Annotated in this window: 19 protein-coding genes; 7 read left to right on the top strand and 12 right to left on the bottom strand. The window is 47.9% G+C overall.

From position 1 onward, the window contains the following. Nucleotides 1-46: 46 nt before the first annotated feature. A complete protein-coding gene (locus QJR74_RS01860; RefSeq protein WP_304372927.1) occupies nucleotides 47-727 on the bottom strand; it encodes a YjbE family putative metal transport protein in 681 nt (226 codons plus the stop codon). A gap of 204 nt (nucleotides 728-931) precedes the next feature. On the opposite strand from QJR74_RS01860, the gene dalD reads away from it, so the two are divergent. The 4 genes from dalD (at nucleotide 932) to QJR74_RS01840 (ending at nucleotide 4706) form a co-directional block, all read left to right on the top strand. Continuing rightward, nucleotides 932-2338, top strand: coding sequence for a D-arabinitol 4-dehydrogenase (gene dalD / locus QJR74_RS01855; RefSeq protein WP_304372926.1), 1407 nt, complete (start codon nucleotides 932-934; stop codon nucleotides 2336-2338). A 4-nt stretch (nucleotides 2339-2342) separates the two neighbouring features. Continuing rightward, nucleotides 2343-2816: a SemiSWEET family sugar transporter gene (locus tag QJR74_RS01850; protein WP_304372925.1), complete on the top strand. Its 474-nt coding sequence runs from the start codon at nucleotides 2343-2345 to the stop codon at nucleotides 2814-2816. Between the two features lie 67 nt (nucleotides 2817-2883). Further along, on the top strand, nucleotides 2884-3636 hold the full coding sequence (locus QJR74_RS01845; protein WP_304372924.1) for a YoaK family protein: 753 nt from the start codon (nucleotides 2884-2886) through the stop codon (nucleotides 3634-3636). An 80-nt stretch (nucleotides 3637-3716) separates the two neighbouring features. Continuing rightward, nucleotides 3717-4706 (top strand): cation diffusion facilitator family transporter, encoded by a 990-nt coding sequence (locus QJR74_RS01840; protein WP_304372923.1) that lies wholly within the window; start codon nucleotides 3717-3719, stop codon nucleotides 4704-4706. Here the strand turns inward: QJR74_RS01840 and QJR74_RS01835 are convergent. After that, nucleotides 4703-5056 carry an ArsR/SmtB family transcription factor gene (locus QJR74_RS01835; RefSeq protein WP_250332965.1) on the bottom strand — a complete coding sequence of 118 codons (354 nt, stop codon included), beginning with the start codon at nucleotides 5054-5056 and terminating at the stop codon, nucleotides 4703-4705. The genes QJR74_RS01840 and QJR74_RS01835 overlap by 4 nt on opposite strands. A gap of 137 nt (nucleotides 5057-5193) precedes the next feature. On the opposite strand from QJR74_RS01835, the gene QJR74_RS01830 reads away from it, so the two are divergent. Further along, entirely contained in the window at nucleotides 5194-7470 is a 2277-nt protein-coding gene (locus QJR74_RS01830) for a heavy metal translocating P-type ATPase (RefSeq protein ID WP_304372922.1), read from the top strand. 36 nt (nucleotides 7471-7506) lie between these two features. Here the strand turns inward: QJR74_RS01830 and QJR74_RS01825 are convergent, their stop codons facing one another. From QJR74_RS01825 to QJR74_RS01805, 5 genes are all read right to left on the bottom strand, one after another. Then, nucleotides 7507-8760, bottom strand: coding sequence for an AGE family epimerase/isomerase (locus QJR74_RS01825; protein ID WP_304372921.1), 1254 nt, complete (start codon nucleotides 8758-8760; stop codon nucleotides 7507-7509). A gap of 27 nt (nucleotides 8761-8787) precedes the next feature. Further along, entirely contained in the window at nucleotides 8788-9663 is an 876-nt protein-coding gene (locus QJR74_RS01820) for an SDR family oxidoreductase (protein ID WP_304372920.1), read from the bottom strand. A 126-nt stretch (nucleotides 9664-9789) separates the two neighbouring features. Beyond that, entirely contained in the window at nucleotides 9790-12189 is a 2400-nt protein-coding gene (locus QJR74_RS01815) for a membrane-bound PQQ-dependent dehydrogenase, glucose/quinate/shikimate family (protein WP_304372919.1), read from the bottom strand. Nucleotides 12190-12334: 145 nt separating this feature from the next. Then, a complete protein-coding gene (locus tag QJR74_RS01810; protein WP_304372918.1) occupies nucleotides 12335-13255 on the bottom strand; it encodes a 2-hydroxyacid dehydrogenase in 921 nt (306 codons plus the stop codon). A 276-nt stretch (nucleotides 13256-13531) separates the two neighbouring features. Continuing rightward, nucleotides 13532-14473, bottom strand: a complete 942-nt coding sequence (locus tag QJR74_RS01805; protein WP_304372917.1) for a DMT family transporter — start codon at nucleotides 14471-14473, stop codon at nucleotides 13532-13534. Between the two features lie 178 nt (nucleotides 14474-14651). Here QJR74_RS01805 and QJR74_RS01800 point away from each other — a divergent pair, with 178 nt between their 5' ends. Both QJR74_RS01800 and QJR74_RS01795 read left to right on the top strand, forming a co-directional pair. Then, nucleotides 14652-15515 carry a helix-turn-helix domain-containing protein gene (locus tag QJR74_RS01800; protein ID WP_304372916.1) on the top strand — a complete coding sequence of 288 codons (864 nt, stop codon included), beginning with the start codon at nucleotides 14652-14654 and terminating at the stop codon, nucleotides 15513-15515. A gap of 198 nt (nucleotides 15516-15713) precedes the next feature. Continuing rightward, nucleotides 15714-15980 carry a DUF1471 domain-containing protein gene (locus QJR74_RS01795; RefSeq protein ID WP_304373937.1) on the top strand — a complete coding sequence of 89 codons (267 nt, stop codon included), beginning with the start codon at nucleotides 15714-15716 and terminating at the stop codon, nucleotides 15978-15980. 34 nt (nucleotides 15981-16014) lie between these two features. Here the strand turns inward: QJR74_RS01795 and QJR74_RS01790 are convergent, their stop codons facing one another. The 5 genes from QJR74_RS01790 to QJR74_RS01770 form a co-directional block, all read right to left on the bottom strand. Beyond that, nucleotides 16015-17445, bottom strand: coding sequence for an MFS transporter (locus tag QJR74_RS01790; RefSeq protein WP_304372915.1), 1431 nt, complete (start codon nucleotides 17443-17445; stop codon nucleotides 16015-16017). 78 nt (nucleotides 17446-17523) lie between these two features. Beyond that, on the bottom strand, nucleotides 17524-17859 hold the full coding sequence (gene mdtI / locus QJR74_RS01785; protein ID WP_304372914.1) for a multidrug/spermidine efflux SMR transporter subunit MdtI: 336 nt from the start codon (nucleotides 17857-17859) through the stop codon (nucleotides 17524-17526). Further along, nucleotides 17856-18209, bottom strand: coding sequence for a multidrug/spermidine efflux SMR transporter subunit MdtJ (gene mdtJ, locus QJR74_RS01780; protein ID WP_304372913.1), 354 nt, complete (start codon nucleotides 18207-18209; stop codon nucleotides 17856-17858). Before mdtJ ends, mdtI begins: the two co-directional genes overlap by 4 nt. A 335-nt stretch (nucleotides 18210-18544) precedes the next feature. Continuing rightward, nucleotides 18545-18856 carry a cupin gene (locus QJR74_RS01775; protein WP_304372912.1) on the bottom strand — a complete coding sequence of 104 codons (312 nt, stop codon included), beginning with the start codon at nucleotides 18854-18856 and terminating at the stop codon, nucleotides 18545-18547. Further along, the gene (locus QJR74_RS01770; protein WP_304372911.1) at nucleotides 18853-19398 is read right to left on the bottom strand and encodes an isochorismatase family protein; all 546 of its coding nucleotides are present in this window, start codon (nucleotides 19396-19398) and stop codon (nucleotides 18853-18855) included. Before QJR74_RS01770 ends, QJR74_RS01775 begins: the two co-directional genes overlap by 4 nt. Nucleotides 19399-19400 lie beyond the last annotated feature (2 nt).

Genomic DNA, 19400 nt, shown 5'->3' with positions numbered 1-19400 from the left:
AAAAAAGGGTGAACCCCCTAGTTGGGATTCACCCTCTTCTATTTCGTTATGCGCTTTTGCGTGTTTTAAACCAACCAATGATGAAGATCAGCAGCGCACACACTCCCCCTGCACAATGTTCATAAAAGGCGAGGTCTTTACCTGCCACATACGGATGTAACAGTGGATCCGTCAGTAGCATACTACCCGCTATCCAGCCAATTAACGCGCCACCCGCCAGAATAATGACTGGCCAACGATCCAGCAGATGTAGGACTAAGCGACTCCCCGCGACAATAATCGGGATACTTAACAATACGCCCACCGCCACAATGATTAAGTGCCCCCGACCCGCGGCGGCTACCGCTAACACATTATCTAAGGACATGATGACATCCGCGATAGTGATGGTTAGCGCGGTTTTCCAAAGACTCGAGGACGTTTTTCCTTGTTCATCACCCTCTTCTTCACCAGAAACTAACTTATAGCCAATCCACAACAGTAATAAGCCACCGACTAATTTCAGTCCTGGTAATGTTAATAGGTAAACGGCAACGACCAACAACACAATCCGTGCCACGATCGCGCCCAACGTACCAATAACAATCGCTTTGCGACGTAAATTTTCGGGTAACCCGCGACATGCCATAGCAATGACGACGGCGTTGTCCCCGCCCAACAGTAAATCGATTAATAAGATCTGCGCTAAGATAGCGACCCAATCCCAATGCTGGAAAATTTCACCCATATTGCCCTCGAAGCCGTCTAAACCTGTCTATAATTAAGTTAGGCTACTGTTTATCAAACTTTGTTACAAAGTAAAGCCTTAGTTACCTCTCATTCCGTAATTCATCACTTATTTCGGCCTAAAACTTTGCATTTTGACTAATTGTGCTATGGTTACCAGTAACATTCTAACGTAACAATTGTCGATTGCGACTAAGGATGCCCTTTGCAAACTTCATCACACAGTACACCTTCACACCAATCAACATGGCTACATTTAGGCGCGGGCGCTTTTCATCGTGCGCACCAAAGCTGGTATCTTAACGAACTTCATAAACTGGGTGATACCCGCTGGTCACTCGCTCTAGGTAATATTCGTAACAGCTCAAGCCAAGCCACGCTTGATCAGCTTGGTCGTCAACAAGGTGTTTATACCCTTGAAGTCATTAGCCCTGATGGCGATATCGATTATCAAACCATCACCGCAATAAAAAAAGTGATCCGTTGGGATGAAAATTTATCGCAACTCATCGAAGTGGGTGCGGATCCTGAAACAAAACTTATCTCTTTCACCGTAACCGAAGGCGGTTATTTCTTGAAAGATGATGGGCATCTTGACCTAAATCATCCCGTCATCGTTCAAGAGTTAGCGGAATCCAATGCTATTTCTACGGTCTACGGTGTACTTGTGGCGATTTTACGGCAACGTTTAGCGACACAAGCTGGTCCCATTACCTTACTCAATTGCGATAACCTGCGTCACAATGGCGATTGCCTGCGTACCGGGCTCAATGAGTATATCGCGGCATTAGGTGATAAGGCGTTAGCCGCATGGTGCGAAAGCTCGATCAGTACACCAAATAGCATGGTCGACCGTATCACCCCTCAAACTGACGAGACACTGCTTGAGCGGTTGGCCGAGCAAGGCATCGATAACGACCAAGTCCCGGTTGCATGCGAAGCGTTCTCACAATGGGTAATCGAAGATGATTTCATCGCCGGTCGTCCAGAGCTTGAGCGGGTGGGCGTTGAATTTGTCGAAGATGTCCTGCCCTTTGAAGAAGCTAAGATCCGTGTGCTCAATGCGAGTCATAGCGGGATTGCTTGGGCTGGGGCGTTGCTGGGAGCGCAATCTATTGACGAAAGTCTGACGCCGCAGGTTCAAGAGTGGATCCGTCACTATATCGCGCAAGACGTTACCGCAGCCCTACCGAAAGGACAGATCGACCTCGATGAATACTGTAAAACGACGCTCCATCGTTTCAGTAACGCTAAGGTACGCGATACCAACCAGCGCGTGTCGTCTGATAGCATTGCCAAGTTACAGCAATTTATTTTGCCTACCCTTAAAACACGCTATCAACAAGGAGAAGTCCCCAAGGCGACGCTAGTATTAGTCGCATTGTGGTATCTCTTTATGCAACGCCGCGCGGCGGGAACGCTTCCTTTTGAATACCAAGATAGGGCGATTGAGAGTGTTCCTTTCGACAGCATCTTTGCTGAAGAGGATAGCCTCAAAGCGTTTGCTCAATCCTCCGCCTTGATGGGCAGCTTAGCCGAACATCCGACCTTCACAGAGGATTTACGTGGGGCGGTGAAGCAGGTTGAAAGCACTTTAGGGGAATCCCTATAACATCATGAAAAATATTTTTATTGTTGCGATAACTATTGCTCTAGCGTTGATATCGATAGCGGTTCTTACTCCCTGGCCTGTATGGCTGGGGACATTAGCAGCTTGGGTGACTACCGGGTCGTTTTGCCTTCAAGTACTTCATATCGTTAAAAATAAAGAAACTAAAGCCCTTTCTTTAGGCATGTGGTCTGCACTGTTCTTCGGCGTCGCCTGCTGGACGGGGTATGGCTTACGCGTCCACGATATCCCTGTCATGATGGCAAACGGCATTACCGCTCTGCTCGCTATCACGGTGATCGGCTTAAAATTATGGTTAGAACGACCACGCTTAATTAAACGAGGTCGCCGGATTCGTCGAATGCACCGTGTTGTATTAAAACCACGAATATATAGCTTGCGTCCTTTACAACGAACGCTTAACGCTCGCGCGGCTAAGAAAAGTAAGAAAAGTCAGTCTGCTACTGAACTTACTGATTAATTAGGTGCCTTCCTTATAAGAAAATCGGTCTTTGTAAAGCTCCTACTCTGGTAGGGAGGGTAAAATTATGCTTATAGATAAAAAATCTGGCCGTACCGGTAACGAAGACCGCCAGCTTGCCGTAGCGTTAGCGGGATGCGCAGGAATGCTGAATGTATTGGCATTGGGGGCGTTTGGTCTGTTCCCCTCGAATATGACGGGCAATGCGACACAGCTTTCTCAAGAGTTATTACAGTGGGATAAATTAGAGATGATCCCACTCATTTTACTGCTTACCTGTTTTCTAGCAGGCGCCTTTACTTCACGGGTTGCGGTATCCTTTGCGAAAAAATTGAATGTTCGGACTATTTACGCACATATCTTGTTAATCGAAGGCATACTGCTTATTGCCCCAGTCGTCGTTGGCTTCTGGTATCCCCAAGACTTACAGCACGGCTACTATCTATTTGGCTTAAGCTTTCTGCTCGGTGCGCATAACGCGACTTCCACCCAGCTTTCGCAAGGGAAAGTACGCACCACGCATGTGACAGGTACTTTAACCGATGCAGGGATTGTATTGGCTAACCTGCTGTTGCACCCGATCATGCGCCATCCTCCGGCACAAATGAAGCAGTTCCGTTATCTCCTGAGCGTCTATGTGACCTCATTCATTTCCTTCTTTATAGGGGGATTGATCGGTATTTTAGGTTACGAATGGTTTGGGATGAATGCCTTTATTCTTGCAGGATCCATCTTACTTGCCGTCTCCTTACTGACCTTGATCCGCGTGCTGTGCCGTAAACGGACAAAAGCTTTTCAAGGATGCTCTGCAGAGCGTTAAGCAAAATACTCCTTTCTCTACTGCCCGCTATATATTAATATCTGTTCATATGTTCATTTATTAATTATAGCGAGGCAGCAATGTCATCTCACTCTCACCACCATGACCACGATCATCACCATGATCATGATCACTCTCATGTGCCAAAAGTAAATCAAGCCAATCAGAAGAAAGTGCTCCTTTCGTTTGTGCTGATTTTTACCTTTATGATTGTCGAATTTGTGGGAGGGGTGTATGCCGGCTCGCTTGCATTGATGGCGGATGCGGGGCATATGTTGACCGATGCTTTCGCCCTTGCACTCGCATGGGCCGCCTTCTATTTCGGGCAACGTCAGCCGAATAACAGACTCACTTTCGGGTATATTCGCTTTGAAGTACTGGCAAGTTTATTTAATGCCATGACACTGTTCTTAATCGCGATATTCATTATCTATGAAGCATGGCAACGCCTTACTACACCTGCCACGGTCATGCCTTGGCCTATGTTTATCGTCGCCTGTGCCGGGCTGGTAATTAATCTGGTAGTGCTGTGGATTATGACGCGTGGCGAAACCGAAAACGTGAATATTAAAGGGGTTATTTTACATGTGATTGGCGATTTGCTGGGTTCATTCGCGGCGATCGTTGCGGCAGTGGTCATTGGTCTGACCGGCTGGGCGCCAATCGATCCAATACTCTCGGTACTGGTTGCAGTGTTAATTTTACGCGGGGCTTGGAAACTGATCAAAAAGACCTCGCATATCCTACTAGAGGGGGCGCCAGATGAGGCTGCACCAAGCTTAATCAGTGCTCATCTGTTAGCGAAAATTCCTGGGCTGGGCGAAGTGTCACATATCCATGTCTGGCAGATCAGTACCGGTTATACACTGGCCACCCTACATATTCGGGCAGTGGACGATGCCCAGGCCAAGCAGGTTGTGCGGGCGGTAGAAATAGCTTTGCAGGAAAAATTCTCTATCGGCCATAGTACCATTGCGATTGATTGGGCAGACGAGCCCTCTTCAACCCAGTGTCTGTTGAATGAGACGAACGCGCATCATGACTGTACTGAAACGTCTCATTCACATTAATCTTGCGTCGTTTCTTCTGTCAGGTGGATAGCCATATCCCGCAGTACATGACTGACATGATTGTCGGCGACACGGTAATAGACATGGCGAGCACTGCGTTCGCCAATCACCAATCGAGCAGCTTTCAACAGACGCAAGTGATGACTGACCAACGATTGTGACAGCTGTAATGCCTCTGCGATGTCGTTCACTGCAGCGGGCTGCGTCAGGCATTGTAGCAAAATGCGTAAACGTGAGGGATCACCTAATAATTTAAATGTGTCTGCCAGTAAAGCAATGTCTTGGCTACTGAGTACGGGTAACGCTGGCAGATCGGCAGTGTGCGGTTCAGTACATGGATCAGTACGCATAGTCTGTTCCCTAATAGGTGCTCTCTTCATGTCTATTATTACAACGTAGTTAATAAAGTGCGTCCAGCTTTTCCTCTCTTGACCTTTCCCTTGCAGGAAGCTGTAGGCTAGGCTTAATTGAACAAGAGGAGTTCATTATGTCCAGTCAATTATCAGCCACTCGCCGTTCATCTCCACCCACCCTACAACTCACGGTTGAAGGGATGTCTTGTGCAAGCTGTGTCGGACGCGTGGAGCGTGTATTAGCCGCTCAACCCGGCGTAGAGCAAGCGAGTGTCAATTTGGCGACTGAGCGCGCCACTATTGTCGGTAATGTGACAGCGGAAAGTATCGCGCAGGCAGTCACTGCCGCTGGGTATCCAGCCAAAGTCTTTGTCGATGCAGCGAAGACTCGCGCCTTACAACAGCAAAAAAAACAACGCCATATTAAGGCATTACAACGCAATGTCTGGATTGCTGTCGTACTCACGCTGCCTATTTTCATTGTAGAGATGGCGATGCACCTGAGCCATACACTACAGATTTTGGTTGATGACTACCTTCCCGCACCAGGACGATGGGTCGCAGAGGCGGTGCTATCAACCCTTGTGTTAGTGGGTCCTGGCCGACAATTTTACCGTTTAGGCTTACCTGCGCTGTGGCATCGAGCACCGGATATGAACGCCCTCGTCGCCATAGGAACCCTTGCCGCATGGGGCTATTCGCTCTTTGCAACCTTTGCCCCGCAGTGGCTCCCAGCACAGAGTATTCACGTTTATTACGAAGCGGCCGCGATGATCGTCTGCTTAGTGCTTATTGGCCGCTTACTCGAGGCTCGTGCAAAAGGCAAAACGTCACAAGCGATGCAGCGATTACTGCAACTGCAACCTAATGTTGCCCATCGCTGGCACAATGAACAAAGCGAAGAGGTGGCTACCGAGAGTCTGGTGCTGGGTGATATCGTTGAAGTCAGACCGGGAGAGAAGATCCCAATTGATGGCGAAGTCGTTACGGGAGAGAGCCACGTAGAGGAATCAATGGTGACTGGTGAACCGCTCGCCGTGCGTAAAGGTCCCGGTGACACTTTGACGGGTGGTACCCTAAATCAACAAGGCTATTTACGCTTCAAGGTGACGGCGACGGGAGAGCAGACCGTCTTGGCACAGATCGTTCAGGCTGTCGAACAAGCTCAAGCTGCGAAACTGCCCATCCAAGGCGTCGTTGATAAAGTTACCCTGTGGTTTGTACCGGTGGTCTTTGTTGCAGCCTTGCTAACCTTAATTGGCTGGCTCTACTTTGCGCCACAAGGCGGCATCAGTCTTGCTATCGTCAATGCTGTCGCCGTCCTCATTATAGCCTGCCCTTGTGCCATGGGCTTAGCCACTCCGACTTCCATCATGGTCGCCACCGGCCGCGCCGCAGAAAAAGGGATCTTATTCCGCCAAGGCAGGGCCTTGCAGCAGCTTCGTGAAACGACGCTGATCGCTTTCGATAAGACAGGCACCTTAACCGAAGGACAGCCAGCGCTCACCGATATCCAACCGGCTGATGGTTACCGCACAGAACAGCTACTGGCCTATGCTGCCGCGGTTGAGCGTTACTCTGAACACCCACTGGCCAGTGCAATAGTGAAGGCCGCAGAGGCCCAGCAGCTTGAACGACTGTCCGCAACAGATTTCACCACCCACAGCGGAATGGGGGTGAGTGCTTGGGTGCAGGGTAAGCGGGTCGATATCGGTGCTCAACGTTATCTACACAGCCTGTCTATCGTATCCAGCGATCTCGACGCCCTTGCGACACATTACGCTGAACAGGGTAAAAGTCCGTTTTATATCGCGATTGGCGAACAGCTGGCTGGGATTATCGCCGTTGCCGACCCGATTAAAGCGACGAGCCGAGAGGTGGTAAGTCGGTTACAAACTCAGGGGATTACGGTGGCGATGGTCACCGGCGATAACCGTCTTACTGCACAAGCGGTGGCGAAGCAGCTCGGTATCAGCGAAGTGGTTGCCGAGGTCAAACCCCAAGGGAAGGTCGAGGCGATTCAAAATTGGCAGCAACGCTTTACCGGTGTCAGTTTTGTGGGTGATGGAATAAATGATGCTCCCGCTCTCGCGGCAGCGGATGTAGGGATCGCCTTAGGTAGCGGTACAGATATCGCAATGGAATCTGCCGATGTGGTGCTGATGTCTGATTCATTGACGAATGTGCTGAACGCGCAGCATGTGTCGCAAATGACAATGGCCAATATTCATCAGAATTTGTTTTGGGCTTTTATTTACAACTTAGTACTTATCCCCGTTGCCGCGGGAGCACTCTATCCTACCTTTGGGATACAACTTTCGCCTATCCTTGCCGCTGGGGCAATGGCACTGTCTAGTGTGTTTGTATTAGGTAATGCCTTACGCTTGAAACGTATGACTTTTGTTCATTAACGAAAAAGGCCCTGAAATCATTCAGGGCCTAGGGACTTAACGTTGATGATGCCCGTTTTTAATGGACAAACCTATCATCGGTGTTAAGGGGAGGCGAGAAATTTGAGTGAGCTGCCACGCGTGATACAAGTCAGGTTTTCCTGACCATATCTCAGTGGAAGGATGCTGCTGCGGATCCAACTCTTGCCACCAGCTGCCATTCTGGGTATCGATCAGGTAGCAACCGATGTAGTCCCACAGACGCCGATACCACTCTTCGTAAACCTGCTCTCCGGTACGTTTAAGTAGACTGGCCGCAGTACCACAGCTTTCAGCTAAGGTCCAGTGGACTCGGCTATGGGCGACCGGCTTGCCTTCCCAGTCGTGGGTATAGACGATGCCAGGTGTCCCGTCGACATGCCAGCCATGATCCATTCCTGCGTGAAATAACCCCTTAGCATCCGTAAGCAACCACTCTGGAACCGGTTCCCCTGCAGCTTGCAATGCGGCCTCAAGATGTAACAGAAGCCTCGCCCATTCACTCGCATGGCCTGGCGTAACCCCATAAGGATGGAAACTATCGGTTGGTTTATCCTTATTGTAATCATGCCACTCTTGCCAATCTTCGTGAAAGTGTTCGGCCAAGAAATAGTTGTTGGCCGGAGCATGCTGATGGATTACTTTATCGACAATCGCGAGAGCACGAGCCCGCCAAATTGGATTTTCGGTAAAGTCCGCCAACTGTAAGAACAGTTCGGTACAGTGCATGTTGCTGTTACCACCGCGATAAGCTTCACGATCTTGCCAGTCGCGGGTATAACTTTCACATAAGGCTTTTTCGTCTGCCATCCAGAAATAGGTTTCTAGCGTCTCGACCGCTTGCTGATAGAGTTCATCAGCCCGTGGAATCCCTGCGAGACTGGCACTGCATCCGGCCAATGTCACGAAAACATGCAGATAGGATGCTTTACGTTCATCCGCAACCTTTTCGGGCAAGGTACTCAACCAACCACCGTGCTGAGAATCTTTTAATACGCCGAGTAGCGAATCCACTCCCCACTGTGCCAACTCCGCGGCCCCAGGCTCTCCCTGTAATGAAGCCAAGGCAAAGCAGTGCGTCATACGCGCAGTTTGCATGGTGTCCGGTTGGCTATCTTTCGCCTGATAGCCTTTATCGTCGAGCGCCGTAAAGCCGCCGCGTTCGCATCTGGCGCGCTTATAGAATGCCAGTAATTGTCGGCCTTGATCTTCTAACCAGTGATGATGATATTCCTGGCTTAGCCAACTGTGACTAAATTGCGTAAATAGCATAACAACACCTCACAAAGAACCCAGGAATCAGCCACCTACCATGGTGCCGCCGTTGGGGTGAATCACCTGACCACTGATGTAAGAAGAGTCTAGGCTGGCGAGGAAAACATAAATAGGGCCAAGTTCAGACGGTTGTCCTGCACGTCCCATTGGCGTTTCGTGACCAAAGTTTTCCAGCAGTTCAGGATTGTAATCGCCCAGGGTTGCAGGCTGTAACGGTGTCCAGACTGGACCAGGAGCTACCGCATTAACACGAATGCCTTTTCCAGCAATCTGGTTAGATAGCGCACGAGTAAAGCTAACAATTGCCCCTTTGGTCGCAGTGTAATCGATCAACATTTGCGGACCGATGTAGGCGTTGACTGAAGTCGTGTTAATAATGCTGTCATCTTCCTTCAAGTGTGGCAGGGCCGCTTTGGTCAGGAAGAAGATGCTATGGATATTCGTATCAAAGGTATTGAGCCACTGCTCGTCGCTTAATGTGGTAAGGTCTTCGTTCGGGTATTGCGTACCGGCGTTGTTAACGAGGATATTTAATTTACCAAAAGCTTCCACGACGTCGGCGATAAGCTTACGGCAATTTTCGGCTTTACGAAGATCGACAGGATAGATTGCGCATTGTTGGCCTTCCTGTTCAATCAAGGCTTTGATTGAACGTGCATCAGCGGCTTCATCATCGTTGTTCGGTAGATAAGTGATAGCTACATCAGCGCCTTCGCGAGCGAAATGTAAGGCAGCAGAACGACCAATGCCACTATCGCCACCGGTGACTAAGGCAACTTTTCCTGTGAGCTTGCCGCTACCACGGTAATCTTCGCGGATCATTTCCGCTTTAGGAGACAATTTTGCTTCAGAACCGGGTAATTTTTGTGATTGCGCGTGAATTTCAACTTTCTTGACCATTGTTAGCTCCGTTGTCAAATAAAATAGGCTTAGGTTAATAACTATAGTTGACGAAGATCACACTGGCCGGATGAATTGATGAAAACTTTTTATCAATATGTAAACGGCCCCGAAGGGCCGTAACATTTAGTGGTTATCAGGAAGGGTGTAGGCAATAACGTAATCGCCCACATTAGTCCGCATGAAGTGGTGACCTCCGGCCATGATGACCAGATATTGCTTACCGCCTGCGGAATAGGTCATTGGAGTGGCTTGTCCACCCGCCGGTAAGGTATCGCTCCATACTTCTTTGCCTGTACGGTTATCGAAAGCACGAATTTTATTATCCGTCGTTGCGGCAACAAAGGTCAGTCCCCCTGCTGTAATGATCGGTCCTCCGTTGTTCGGGGTCCCCACATTAATCGGCATATGAGTAGGCAGGCCAAATGGTCCATTCTTCTCGCCACTTCCTAACGGATGTTGCCATAACACCTTACGGGTATGCATATCGATCGCGGTAATCATGCCGTAAGGCGGTTCATTACAAAGCATCTGCGTGCTATCTAAATAGAACGGAGAGACTTGAATCGCATAAGGTGTATCAGCCATCGCACCATTACCTTCTGCGCCACCGCCGCCAGGCTTATACTTCGGTGAATCGATAGATTGCAGACCCAATTTATCGGCTTTATTACGGGTAATTAACTGGTCATACATCGGCGTATTATTCCAGTTAGCGATCAGTACCCCATTTTGTGGGTTGTAGGCCACACTGCCCCAGTCGCTGCCGCCGTTGTACCCAGGGTACTCAATCCATGGCTTATCTAAGCTCGGAGGCGTAAATTCACCTTCGTAACGCGCTTGGCGGAACTTAATGCGACAGGCTAGCTGATCAAACATCGTTAAGCCCCACATTTTTTTCTCACTCAAATCAGGTAGCCCCAAACGTGGCATACCGACTGACCAAGGCTGCGTAGGTGCTCGAGGATCCTCTTTAACCACTGCAGCAGGGGCCGGTCTTTCTTCTACTGGTGTCAGGGGTTTGCCCGTTTCACGATTCAGTACGAATGTTTGGCCACGTTTAGTCGGCACTATTATCGCAGGGATCGTCGATCCATTAGGACCAGGGAAGTCGAATAAGGTAGGTTGTGAACCAATATCGTAATCCCACACATCTTTATGCACGGTTTGGAAGACCCAACGCACGTCACCGGTTTTCACATCGATCGCGACGATGGATGAGGAGACCTTATTCTCATTCGCCGAGCGCAGTTTGCTGTAGTAATCCGCAGCAGAGTTACCGGTTGGAACATAGACTAGCCCCAGACGATTATCCCCGACCATTGTTGCCCAAGAGTTCGGGGTACCACGGCTATATTCTTTCCCTGCGGCAGGCTCTTTATGATCCGTCGGATTATTGACATCCCACGCCCATTTAAATTGGCCGGTTTCCGCATCATAACCACGGATCACACCAGAAGGGGCCCAACGGCGTTGTCCGTCCAGGACTTCGTGGTTAACCACGATAGTGCCATTGATGATGGGCACTGGTGCGGTCACGGCAACGAAACCAGGTACGGTATAACCTAGACCTTTCAGTAAATTAGTCTGTCCTTTATCACCAAAATTCTGACAAGATTGACCCGTTTCACTATCGACGGCCACGAGGCGTTCATCCAAGGTCCCGACGATTAAACGCGTGTGGCAAGCTTGGCCAACGGGTGTTTGCGTTGAGGTGTAATAGCTTAACCCCTTACATGCCGCAGTGTAAGGAATGCTCTCGTACTTCACCCCAGTATCATGTTCCCAGATTTTTTTACCGGTTTTCGCATCCAACTTAATGATATTGTTACGAGCAGAACAGACGTAAACCGCATCCCCTACCTTAATGGGCGTATTTTCAGCTGCCCATTTATTCACTTGCCCTGGAGCGGGTAAATCTCCAGTCCGATACGTCCAAGCACGTTTCAGTTGCCCGACATTTTCTGGCGTAATTTGGCTTAAAGGAGAGAAGCGCGACGCATCAGCATCCCGACCATAATAAGTCCAATCGCTATCTGGCTGTTCAGCTTGTGAAGGAGTCGGCGTCTTCACCAAAGGTTGTTGTGGTAGAGCTTCACCCGAGTTGAATACATGGGTCGGCACAAACGCCATGCCAAAGGCAACGGCGAAAATCACCACAAAAATCCCTGCTAAGCCAAAACTCAGCTTGTTTGAGGGTTGGCGCTGCAATGTGGGCAGGCTTAGTGCTAATAAGAAACCGTAAACGGTCAATAGAGATAAGCGCGGTACCCATCCCCAATAATCGGCACCACTCTCATGAATAGTCCAAAGGATGGTGGCAATGTAGACGACAAAGAACAGTATTGCGCCGGAAGATTTGCGGCGGAAAAGCTGAATGGCACTGATGAGCAGGAAGATCCCTGCAATTAAGTAATATGAAGATCCTGATAAAGAGAGTAAATACCCCCCACCCGCTATCATGATGATACTGGTGAGCAGCAACAAGACAGACACGATCCTTAGCAATATCAATTTACCTTTCATGGCGATGACCTGTGCAAAAAAGTGAGTGGAAAAGTTGACGTGCGAGCAAAGTTAAACAAATGTAAAGTTAGCTATGGAATTGTGAATAATAGAACTGACACGCCAGTTTTTCCGCTCAAAAAATGCCATTTCGGGTAAAAATTGATTAATAACCCTGATGTAAATCGATCGCTCCCTCTACTTCGCCCTGTGCAAACCAGCGGTTAATTTGTGGTACGACCTGGGCTAATACGTGGTCAACCTGCGTTTTACCTGCAATATGGGGAGTGATACGAATTTGCGGCACTTGCCACAGGGGATCATCATCACTTAAAGGTTCATGTTGGGTAACATCTAAAGTTGCTCCACGAATTTTTCCCTCTTTGATTAACGTAATGAGATCTTCCTCAACAAGGTGTCCTCCCCGCGCAACGTTAATCAAATAGCCATCTTTCTTTAACAAAGAGAGATGCTGGAGATTAAGAATCCCTCGTGTTTTACCGGTTAGAGGTAGTACACAAATTAAAATACGTGAAGCGCGTAAGAATTCAGTGAGCTCTTGGCCGTCATAGCAAGTGACACCTGAAATTGTTTTACGCTGCTGACTCCACCCCATTACCGGGTAATCAAATTGGCGCAGGGAGTGCGCTATTTTTTCCCCCAGCACCCCAAGTCCCATGATTCCAACGGGGAAATCGTTACGATCTTGAAGTAAGTTGTTTTGCCACGTATGTTGCTGACGTTGCTGTTCATATAGCGGGAATTCGCGATAAAAACGAATAACAGCTTCACAGCAGTATTCAGCGAGTTGTACCGCCATCCCACCATCTTTCACACGTATGATGGCCACGTCTTTAGGCAATGTCAGAGATAAAAGTGCATCGACCCCAGCCCCCATATTAAAAATTACTTTAAGATTGGGATGTGCATCGATAAAGCTTTGATCCGGTGCCCAAGTCAGGGCAACCGTCGCGCGTTCATCGTGGGCGGGCCATACATTTAAGGTAGCTTTAGGTAAAGCGGCTTTTAAAGGCGCTAACCACAGATCAGTTTCAGCATGACGACTATAAAATGCAATGGGCTGCATGGCGAAGACCTTCTTATCGACTTAAATTCACCTAATGTTATAACAATTAATTAATTGTTAAAAAACCCTTAGCAACTTGATGTCAATCAATTCTCACTGTGCATCAGATATTGCTGCATTAACGAGCTATCTCTATAATTCTCTGCTGAGTCCTTATCGTTTAAAAAAATTATTGCACAAGAAACCCAAAATACTCGCTAACGTATTTTGGGGTATCCGCCTCACCAGGGTAAGAAGACTGTTATCTTCTGATGCAACAACTAACCTAGATAAGACTCAGGGAATGTCGCTCCGTTTCCCTCTTCCCGTTGGCAAAACGATGGGGAAGCGGAGCCGACTTTTTCTAAAAATATTTATGGGAAAGAACATAATTAAGTTCCCTAATAAAATCACGCTCAACCCTATTACTGCATGCAAATGCCACTGGTAACCTTCAAAATGGGTTGATATCGCGAGCGCGACTAATGGAAACAGTACTGTCGTATAGGCTGCTTGTCCGGCACCAATCCGTCCCACTAAAAGATAATAAGCCCCAAACCCGATGACTGAACCAAACAGAGCAAGGTAGAACAGCGCACTGAGATAAACAGGCTTCATCGGTAAAACAAAAGAGTCGCCAAAGAAATAAGCGATTCCCCCTGCTACCGCGGCTCCGTAGCACATCGCCAAGCTATTAGTCGTCAATATTGCTAAGCCTTTTCGCTGATGCCGAATACTCAACATATTGCCTAAAGAGAAACCATAAGTTCCGACTAGACTCAGTGCAACCCCTAAGCCAAGTGAGGCAGAGAAGTGTTTAGCTCCCCACTGGTCGCTAAACAAGATCATAATACCCAATATCCCCATGGCCGCAGCCGGCCAAAAACGTTTTACGGGGGTAATGCGATAAAAGATCGCTTGGTTTATCGCATTGAAAAGTATTGCCATCGAAAAAATAACCGACTCTATCCCTGTCGTGATGTGAGAGGCAGCAAGATAAAAACAGTAAAAATTAAGACTGAAGGCACAAAGCCCTTGCAGCAAGCAAAAGCCATGGTCACGCCAAGATAAACGCATTTTCCCTAATCGCCAGCGACTAATAATAAGTAGCAAGCCACCCGCTATCGCAAATCGCCAGAAAATGGAGATCAGGATAGGCGCTTCTCCTTGTTGTAACGCGATGGCAAACCAGGTTGTGCCCCAAATAACCACAACACACAAATACAATAGTCCGTTCATCAGCATCCTCACTCTGTTTACTTTCCCTACTGTGACGTAAAGGGTAAAAGATGGCTGTCATCTCTCGAGGATCGATTTATATATTCTTGCGGTTTTTATGAGTCGATGATGTGAAAGGCTAGTAATTCCCTTTAGCGATTCATACACTGGCTTATCCCCTGTTTACCTGGAGCGTTGCATGACTTACCAAACGTTCGATACCTTGAGCCAGCAACGAGCGACCTTACATCAGAAAATTGCGCTTAATTCCGGTATTCAGTTAGCCTCTTGGTCAAATCAATGCGATCAAATTAAGGTATTGAGTGACCACCATACTCTCAGTCTTTACACGCATGGCGGCTACCAGAGTTTTCAAAAATGTCGTGGTGGATGGCATAACGGTGGCGGCCCGGATAAGCTGTGTATCATGCCCAAAGACATTGAGAGCCATTGGGATATCCGTGGGCCATTGTCTTTTGTTCATCTCTATTGTACCCAACAGCACCTTCGACATATTGGTGAACAAATTTGGGATCGTAGCCCAGCGGAATTGACTTTAGTTGAAACCAGTTTCCAACGTGATGACAAAGTCACCGCATTGTATCGGCATTTTCTCCTCAGCTACGACTGGCAGGATAATGCCAATCAGCTGGCGTTAAGTTCGGCTAGCTCACTGTTACTGACCCACCTTATTCAACATTACAGCCAAGTAAAGTGGCGTCTACCAACGGTCACAGGTGGCTTATCCCCTTATGTTTTACGCACCGTTTGTGACTACATCGATGCCCATCTCGCCGAGTCATTGACTATCACCACACTGGCACAGCAGGCGGCGTTAAGTGAATACCATTTTGCTCGGATGTTCAGCGTATCAATGTCGATACCTCCCCACCACTATGTGATGAAACGTCGCTTGCAGCGGGCCATACAACTACTGGCTACAAGTGATCTCAGCGTGACAGATATTGCTTACCATTGCGGTTTTAGCTCAACCAGCCATTTAAGCCAACGTATCAAACAGGCTACCGGGGTAACGCCGACCGTCATCCGCCAACAGCGGTGAAAATATCTGACGTAGATCAACACCCCTTGTGATTGAACTCACAAAACCTTCACGAAAAATGCTAATTTTATCTTGTTTACTGTAAGTGTTGTTTAATTATAAAGGACCATCACTTTTCGCTATAAGCGATTAGCGATGCATTGATGCTAGCCTATGTTTCTCTACCTAGAGGAAGGAAAAATGAAAATAACACGTTCCATGATTTTTGCAGGTCTATTTGGTTTAACCTGCTTCGCTTCTGCACAAGCTGCCCAAAATATTTCAAAAGAAGAAGTTAAACATTTTAAATTAACCAAAGTCGGTTCAATCTCTGTTGCCGAGACGGGAGGGGGTATCTCTTCCCCTTCTGATTTACATGAAGAGATCTCGAAACGAGCGGATGATAAAGGTGCTAAATATTACGTGATCATTGCTGCTCGGGAACATGGTCCAAACTTCGATGCAGTGGTTGACCTGTATAAATAATACTAAGTGGGGGCCCCCCCCCACTTTTACCCTACTAAGCGTACTCCTCCGCGTCGACATCATATCCAGCGGGTTCCCACCCGATAACCTTCAACGCGATAAACCCTAAAGCTGGCGCACACGCAATCACCCAAAAAAGTTGAGTGCCAAGGTGAAGAGTTAATAGCGGAAAAATAAATAATGCTATCGTTGAACTGATACGAGCCACTGTCTGATTAAGACCGACGCCTACCCCACGTAATGAGGCCGGATAACTCAAGGAAGCATAGACCATCGATTGTGCCCCCGGCCCGATACCTTGCCCAAAAAGAAATAACGCTAACAGTCCGAAACAGTAAATCGCGTCAAGGGAGTGTTGCGGTTTTCCCAACCACGCTAACCCTAGTAACGCGACAATTTGTAAACCATAACCAACGGTTGCTAGGGGCCTAGCACCAGTTATTGCCACCCAACGTACCGCTAACATACCGCCCGTTAACGCGAAAAAAAAGTTGAGCGCCAGAGAGACCAAAATGGTGGTTAAAAGTGATTGCTCAAAAAGCGTGGAAATAATAATAGGTAAGCCAAACGCAATCGCTGCATAAGCAAATGGCGAGACAAAAGAGAGCACACAATTTAAAAGCGTGCGTTTCGTATAGTGCCCACGAAATAAAGCGCGGTAGGCCGCCCAAGGTGGCGGAGTCGGGATTGATGAGGATTGGCTTGCCGCGCCTTCTCCAATCTGTGCCGGTATACGGTAAGTGGTATTGAGGATCGACACTGCGGTGGTCAGATCGCCTTGTTGGGCAGCCCACAGGGGCGATTCAGTCATATATTTTTTACGGATAATTAGGATCACCAACGCAGGGACGGCACCAAATCCCACAATATAGCGCCATAAATGGGGTGACTGACTTTCAGGAAGAAAGCTGTAGAGGGCTAACACCAATAAATACGCAAACGAGATAGCGGCGTACCAAGTTGGGCACCACATCGCGACTTTTGCCGCTTTATTACCTCGACCTTTTAAGCGTGAAAATTCAGCCAAGAAAGCCATGGCTACCGGTAAATCAATCCCGATCCCCAATCCCATAATGAAACGGCTAAGTGTGAGGATTTCTGCATTAGGGGCCAGCGCGCCAAGAATAGCGGCGAAGACAAAGAAAAACATATCAGCCATAAAAACACGATAACGACCAATTTTATCCGTCAAATAGCCACCTAGTAGCGCACCAATAATCGCGCCAAAGGTTATCGCGGATACCACAAAACCGACTTGCGTCGCATCCAACGCAAACTGCTGCGTGATATCTTTCACCCCAAAGGCCAAGGCTCCGAGATCGTAGGCATCAAGAAAAATTCCCCCCAGTGCAATGGTAACGATCATTCGAGCATTAACACTTTTGCCTGAGGAGGTATTAATCAGTCGGTTAACATCGGCGGCATTGCGCACGATATACGAAGGCTGCTGAGCACTATCCGTCATAAAAATCATTACCCCACATAGATGTTTAGACGTCTAGACTCCTTTATTCTGCCATAAATAACAAGTTTTTTATCTGCCTTAGGCTACTTTGATGATCGCCATTCCCAGCAGTAATAAAACAATCCCGAGTCCACCGATCCAATTAAGCCGTTGGCCAAATAAAACCCAACCAAAGCCGATGGTTGCGAGTAGACCTAAGCCTCCCCACAGGGCATAAGCCACCGCTAAGTCGATGCCTTTGACCGCCTGCCCTAAGGCACTAAAGGCCACGAGCACGGCAATCAGCGATAATAACCCGTAACCTTTCTTTTTAAATCCGTCAGACAGCTTCAGCAAAACGTTAGCCATAATTTCGACGATAACGGCCAATAACAGCCATAGGCTATGCTGCCATTCAAGTAGAAGAGTGATCATTGCATCACCTCTTTTTCTTTCGGTTCGTCTGAACGGGTCCCTATTTTGATCAAGGTGATCCCAAGGATCAGTAACGCTAAACCGCACAGTTTGCCCACTGACAATATTTCGTCAAATAACCATAAACTGCATAACGAAATAAGGATAATGCCCACCCCTTCCCACATCGCATACGCGACGCCTAAGGCAATTTTTTTGATCGCTACGGATAGTGCAAGATAGGAACTGCCGATCATCAGCAACATAATATAAAACCCACTGGCTGACCCACTGACTGTGGACCATTTCATCGATAATGTGCCAGTCACTTCAAAAATTATCGCGAGTACTAATAGCATCCAATAAAACATAGTGATTCTTCCAAATCATGACATAAGGGCTCTGCACCACGAGTGGGTGAGAGAAAAAGGAAAAATAATCAGGAAGAATGAAGCTAAAGCGCTGAGCGCCAGTGTTGATCACTTGCAGAATAAGAGAATGGAGATAAAACGGTCGAACAAAAGAATCCTTCTTTTTGGATCGGCATACGCATAAAAATTACAATTTATCCGCGGGGTTGCTTCTCATCGTTGCGGAAAAAAGTTGTCCTCAGTAGTTGTGTTGTGAGGATTCTTACATAGCCACAGCGTTAAATCCCGTAGCTTTGCGAATCTTTACCCACTATTTTAGCGTGTTGAAGAGGTCATTACACTGAACCGGCTTTTTCTATCACTAAAATTCTCGCTTCCCCGAGTGGATGAGCGACATGCTCAGTGCCAACACTGGCATAGAAGATATCACCGACCTGTAAAATTACCGATTTCTCTTCTGCTGCAACGCGGTAGAACATTTCAACACAACCCTGTAGTACCGCGAACACCTCTTGGCCATCATTGATATGCCATTTATAGGGTTTATCTGTCCAATGCAACCGGACAGAGGTACCATCAAAATCAGCAATATCCAGTGCTTGCCAAGCATGGGCACCGATAAATTGACGACTCGAGACGATTTTCATTTATTCTTTTCCAGGACTGACGCTAAGCGGTCTAGGGCTGCAAAATCCGCCGCAAGCAGGGCAAGTGTCGACTTCCATAATAATTCAGCGTTATAGGGAGTGCCAGTTAGGGCAAAACTTAACACTGCATCCTCAATAAGGGTAACCCTTAACCCCAAATCACTTGCTGCACGTACGGTCGAATTCACACAAAATCCGGCCACAGCCCCAATTACCGTGAGATGCGAGAGACCTTGCGCCACTAAATACTCGTAAAGCCCTGTATGACTGAATGCAGAAGAGCCATGTTTAATAAAAAACGTTTCGTTGGGAAGTGGCTGGAATCCCTCAAGCGGTAAGGCTGCCGCCTGGTCGGGGTGTAAGGCGCCGTTATTATCAAGATCGTGATGATAGATGTGAATAATGGGTTGCTTACGCTGCCGGTAAGCGTTGAGTAGCGTTAGACCATTTTCCAACGCTTGCAGTGGGAAAGTATCTACACCCTGATCGATACGTTGCTGTACGAACTGTTGCATGTCAATAATGAGAAGCGCATCTGCCATGT

The organism is Tatumella ptyseos (genome assembly GCF_030552895.1).
Lineage (GTDB): Bacteria > Pseudomonadota > Gammaproteobacteria > Enterobacterales > Enterobacteriaceae > Rosenbergiella > Rosenbergiella ptyseos_A.
This window is presented reverse-complemented; position numbering and strand designations above follow the sequence as displayed.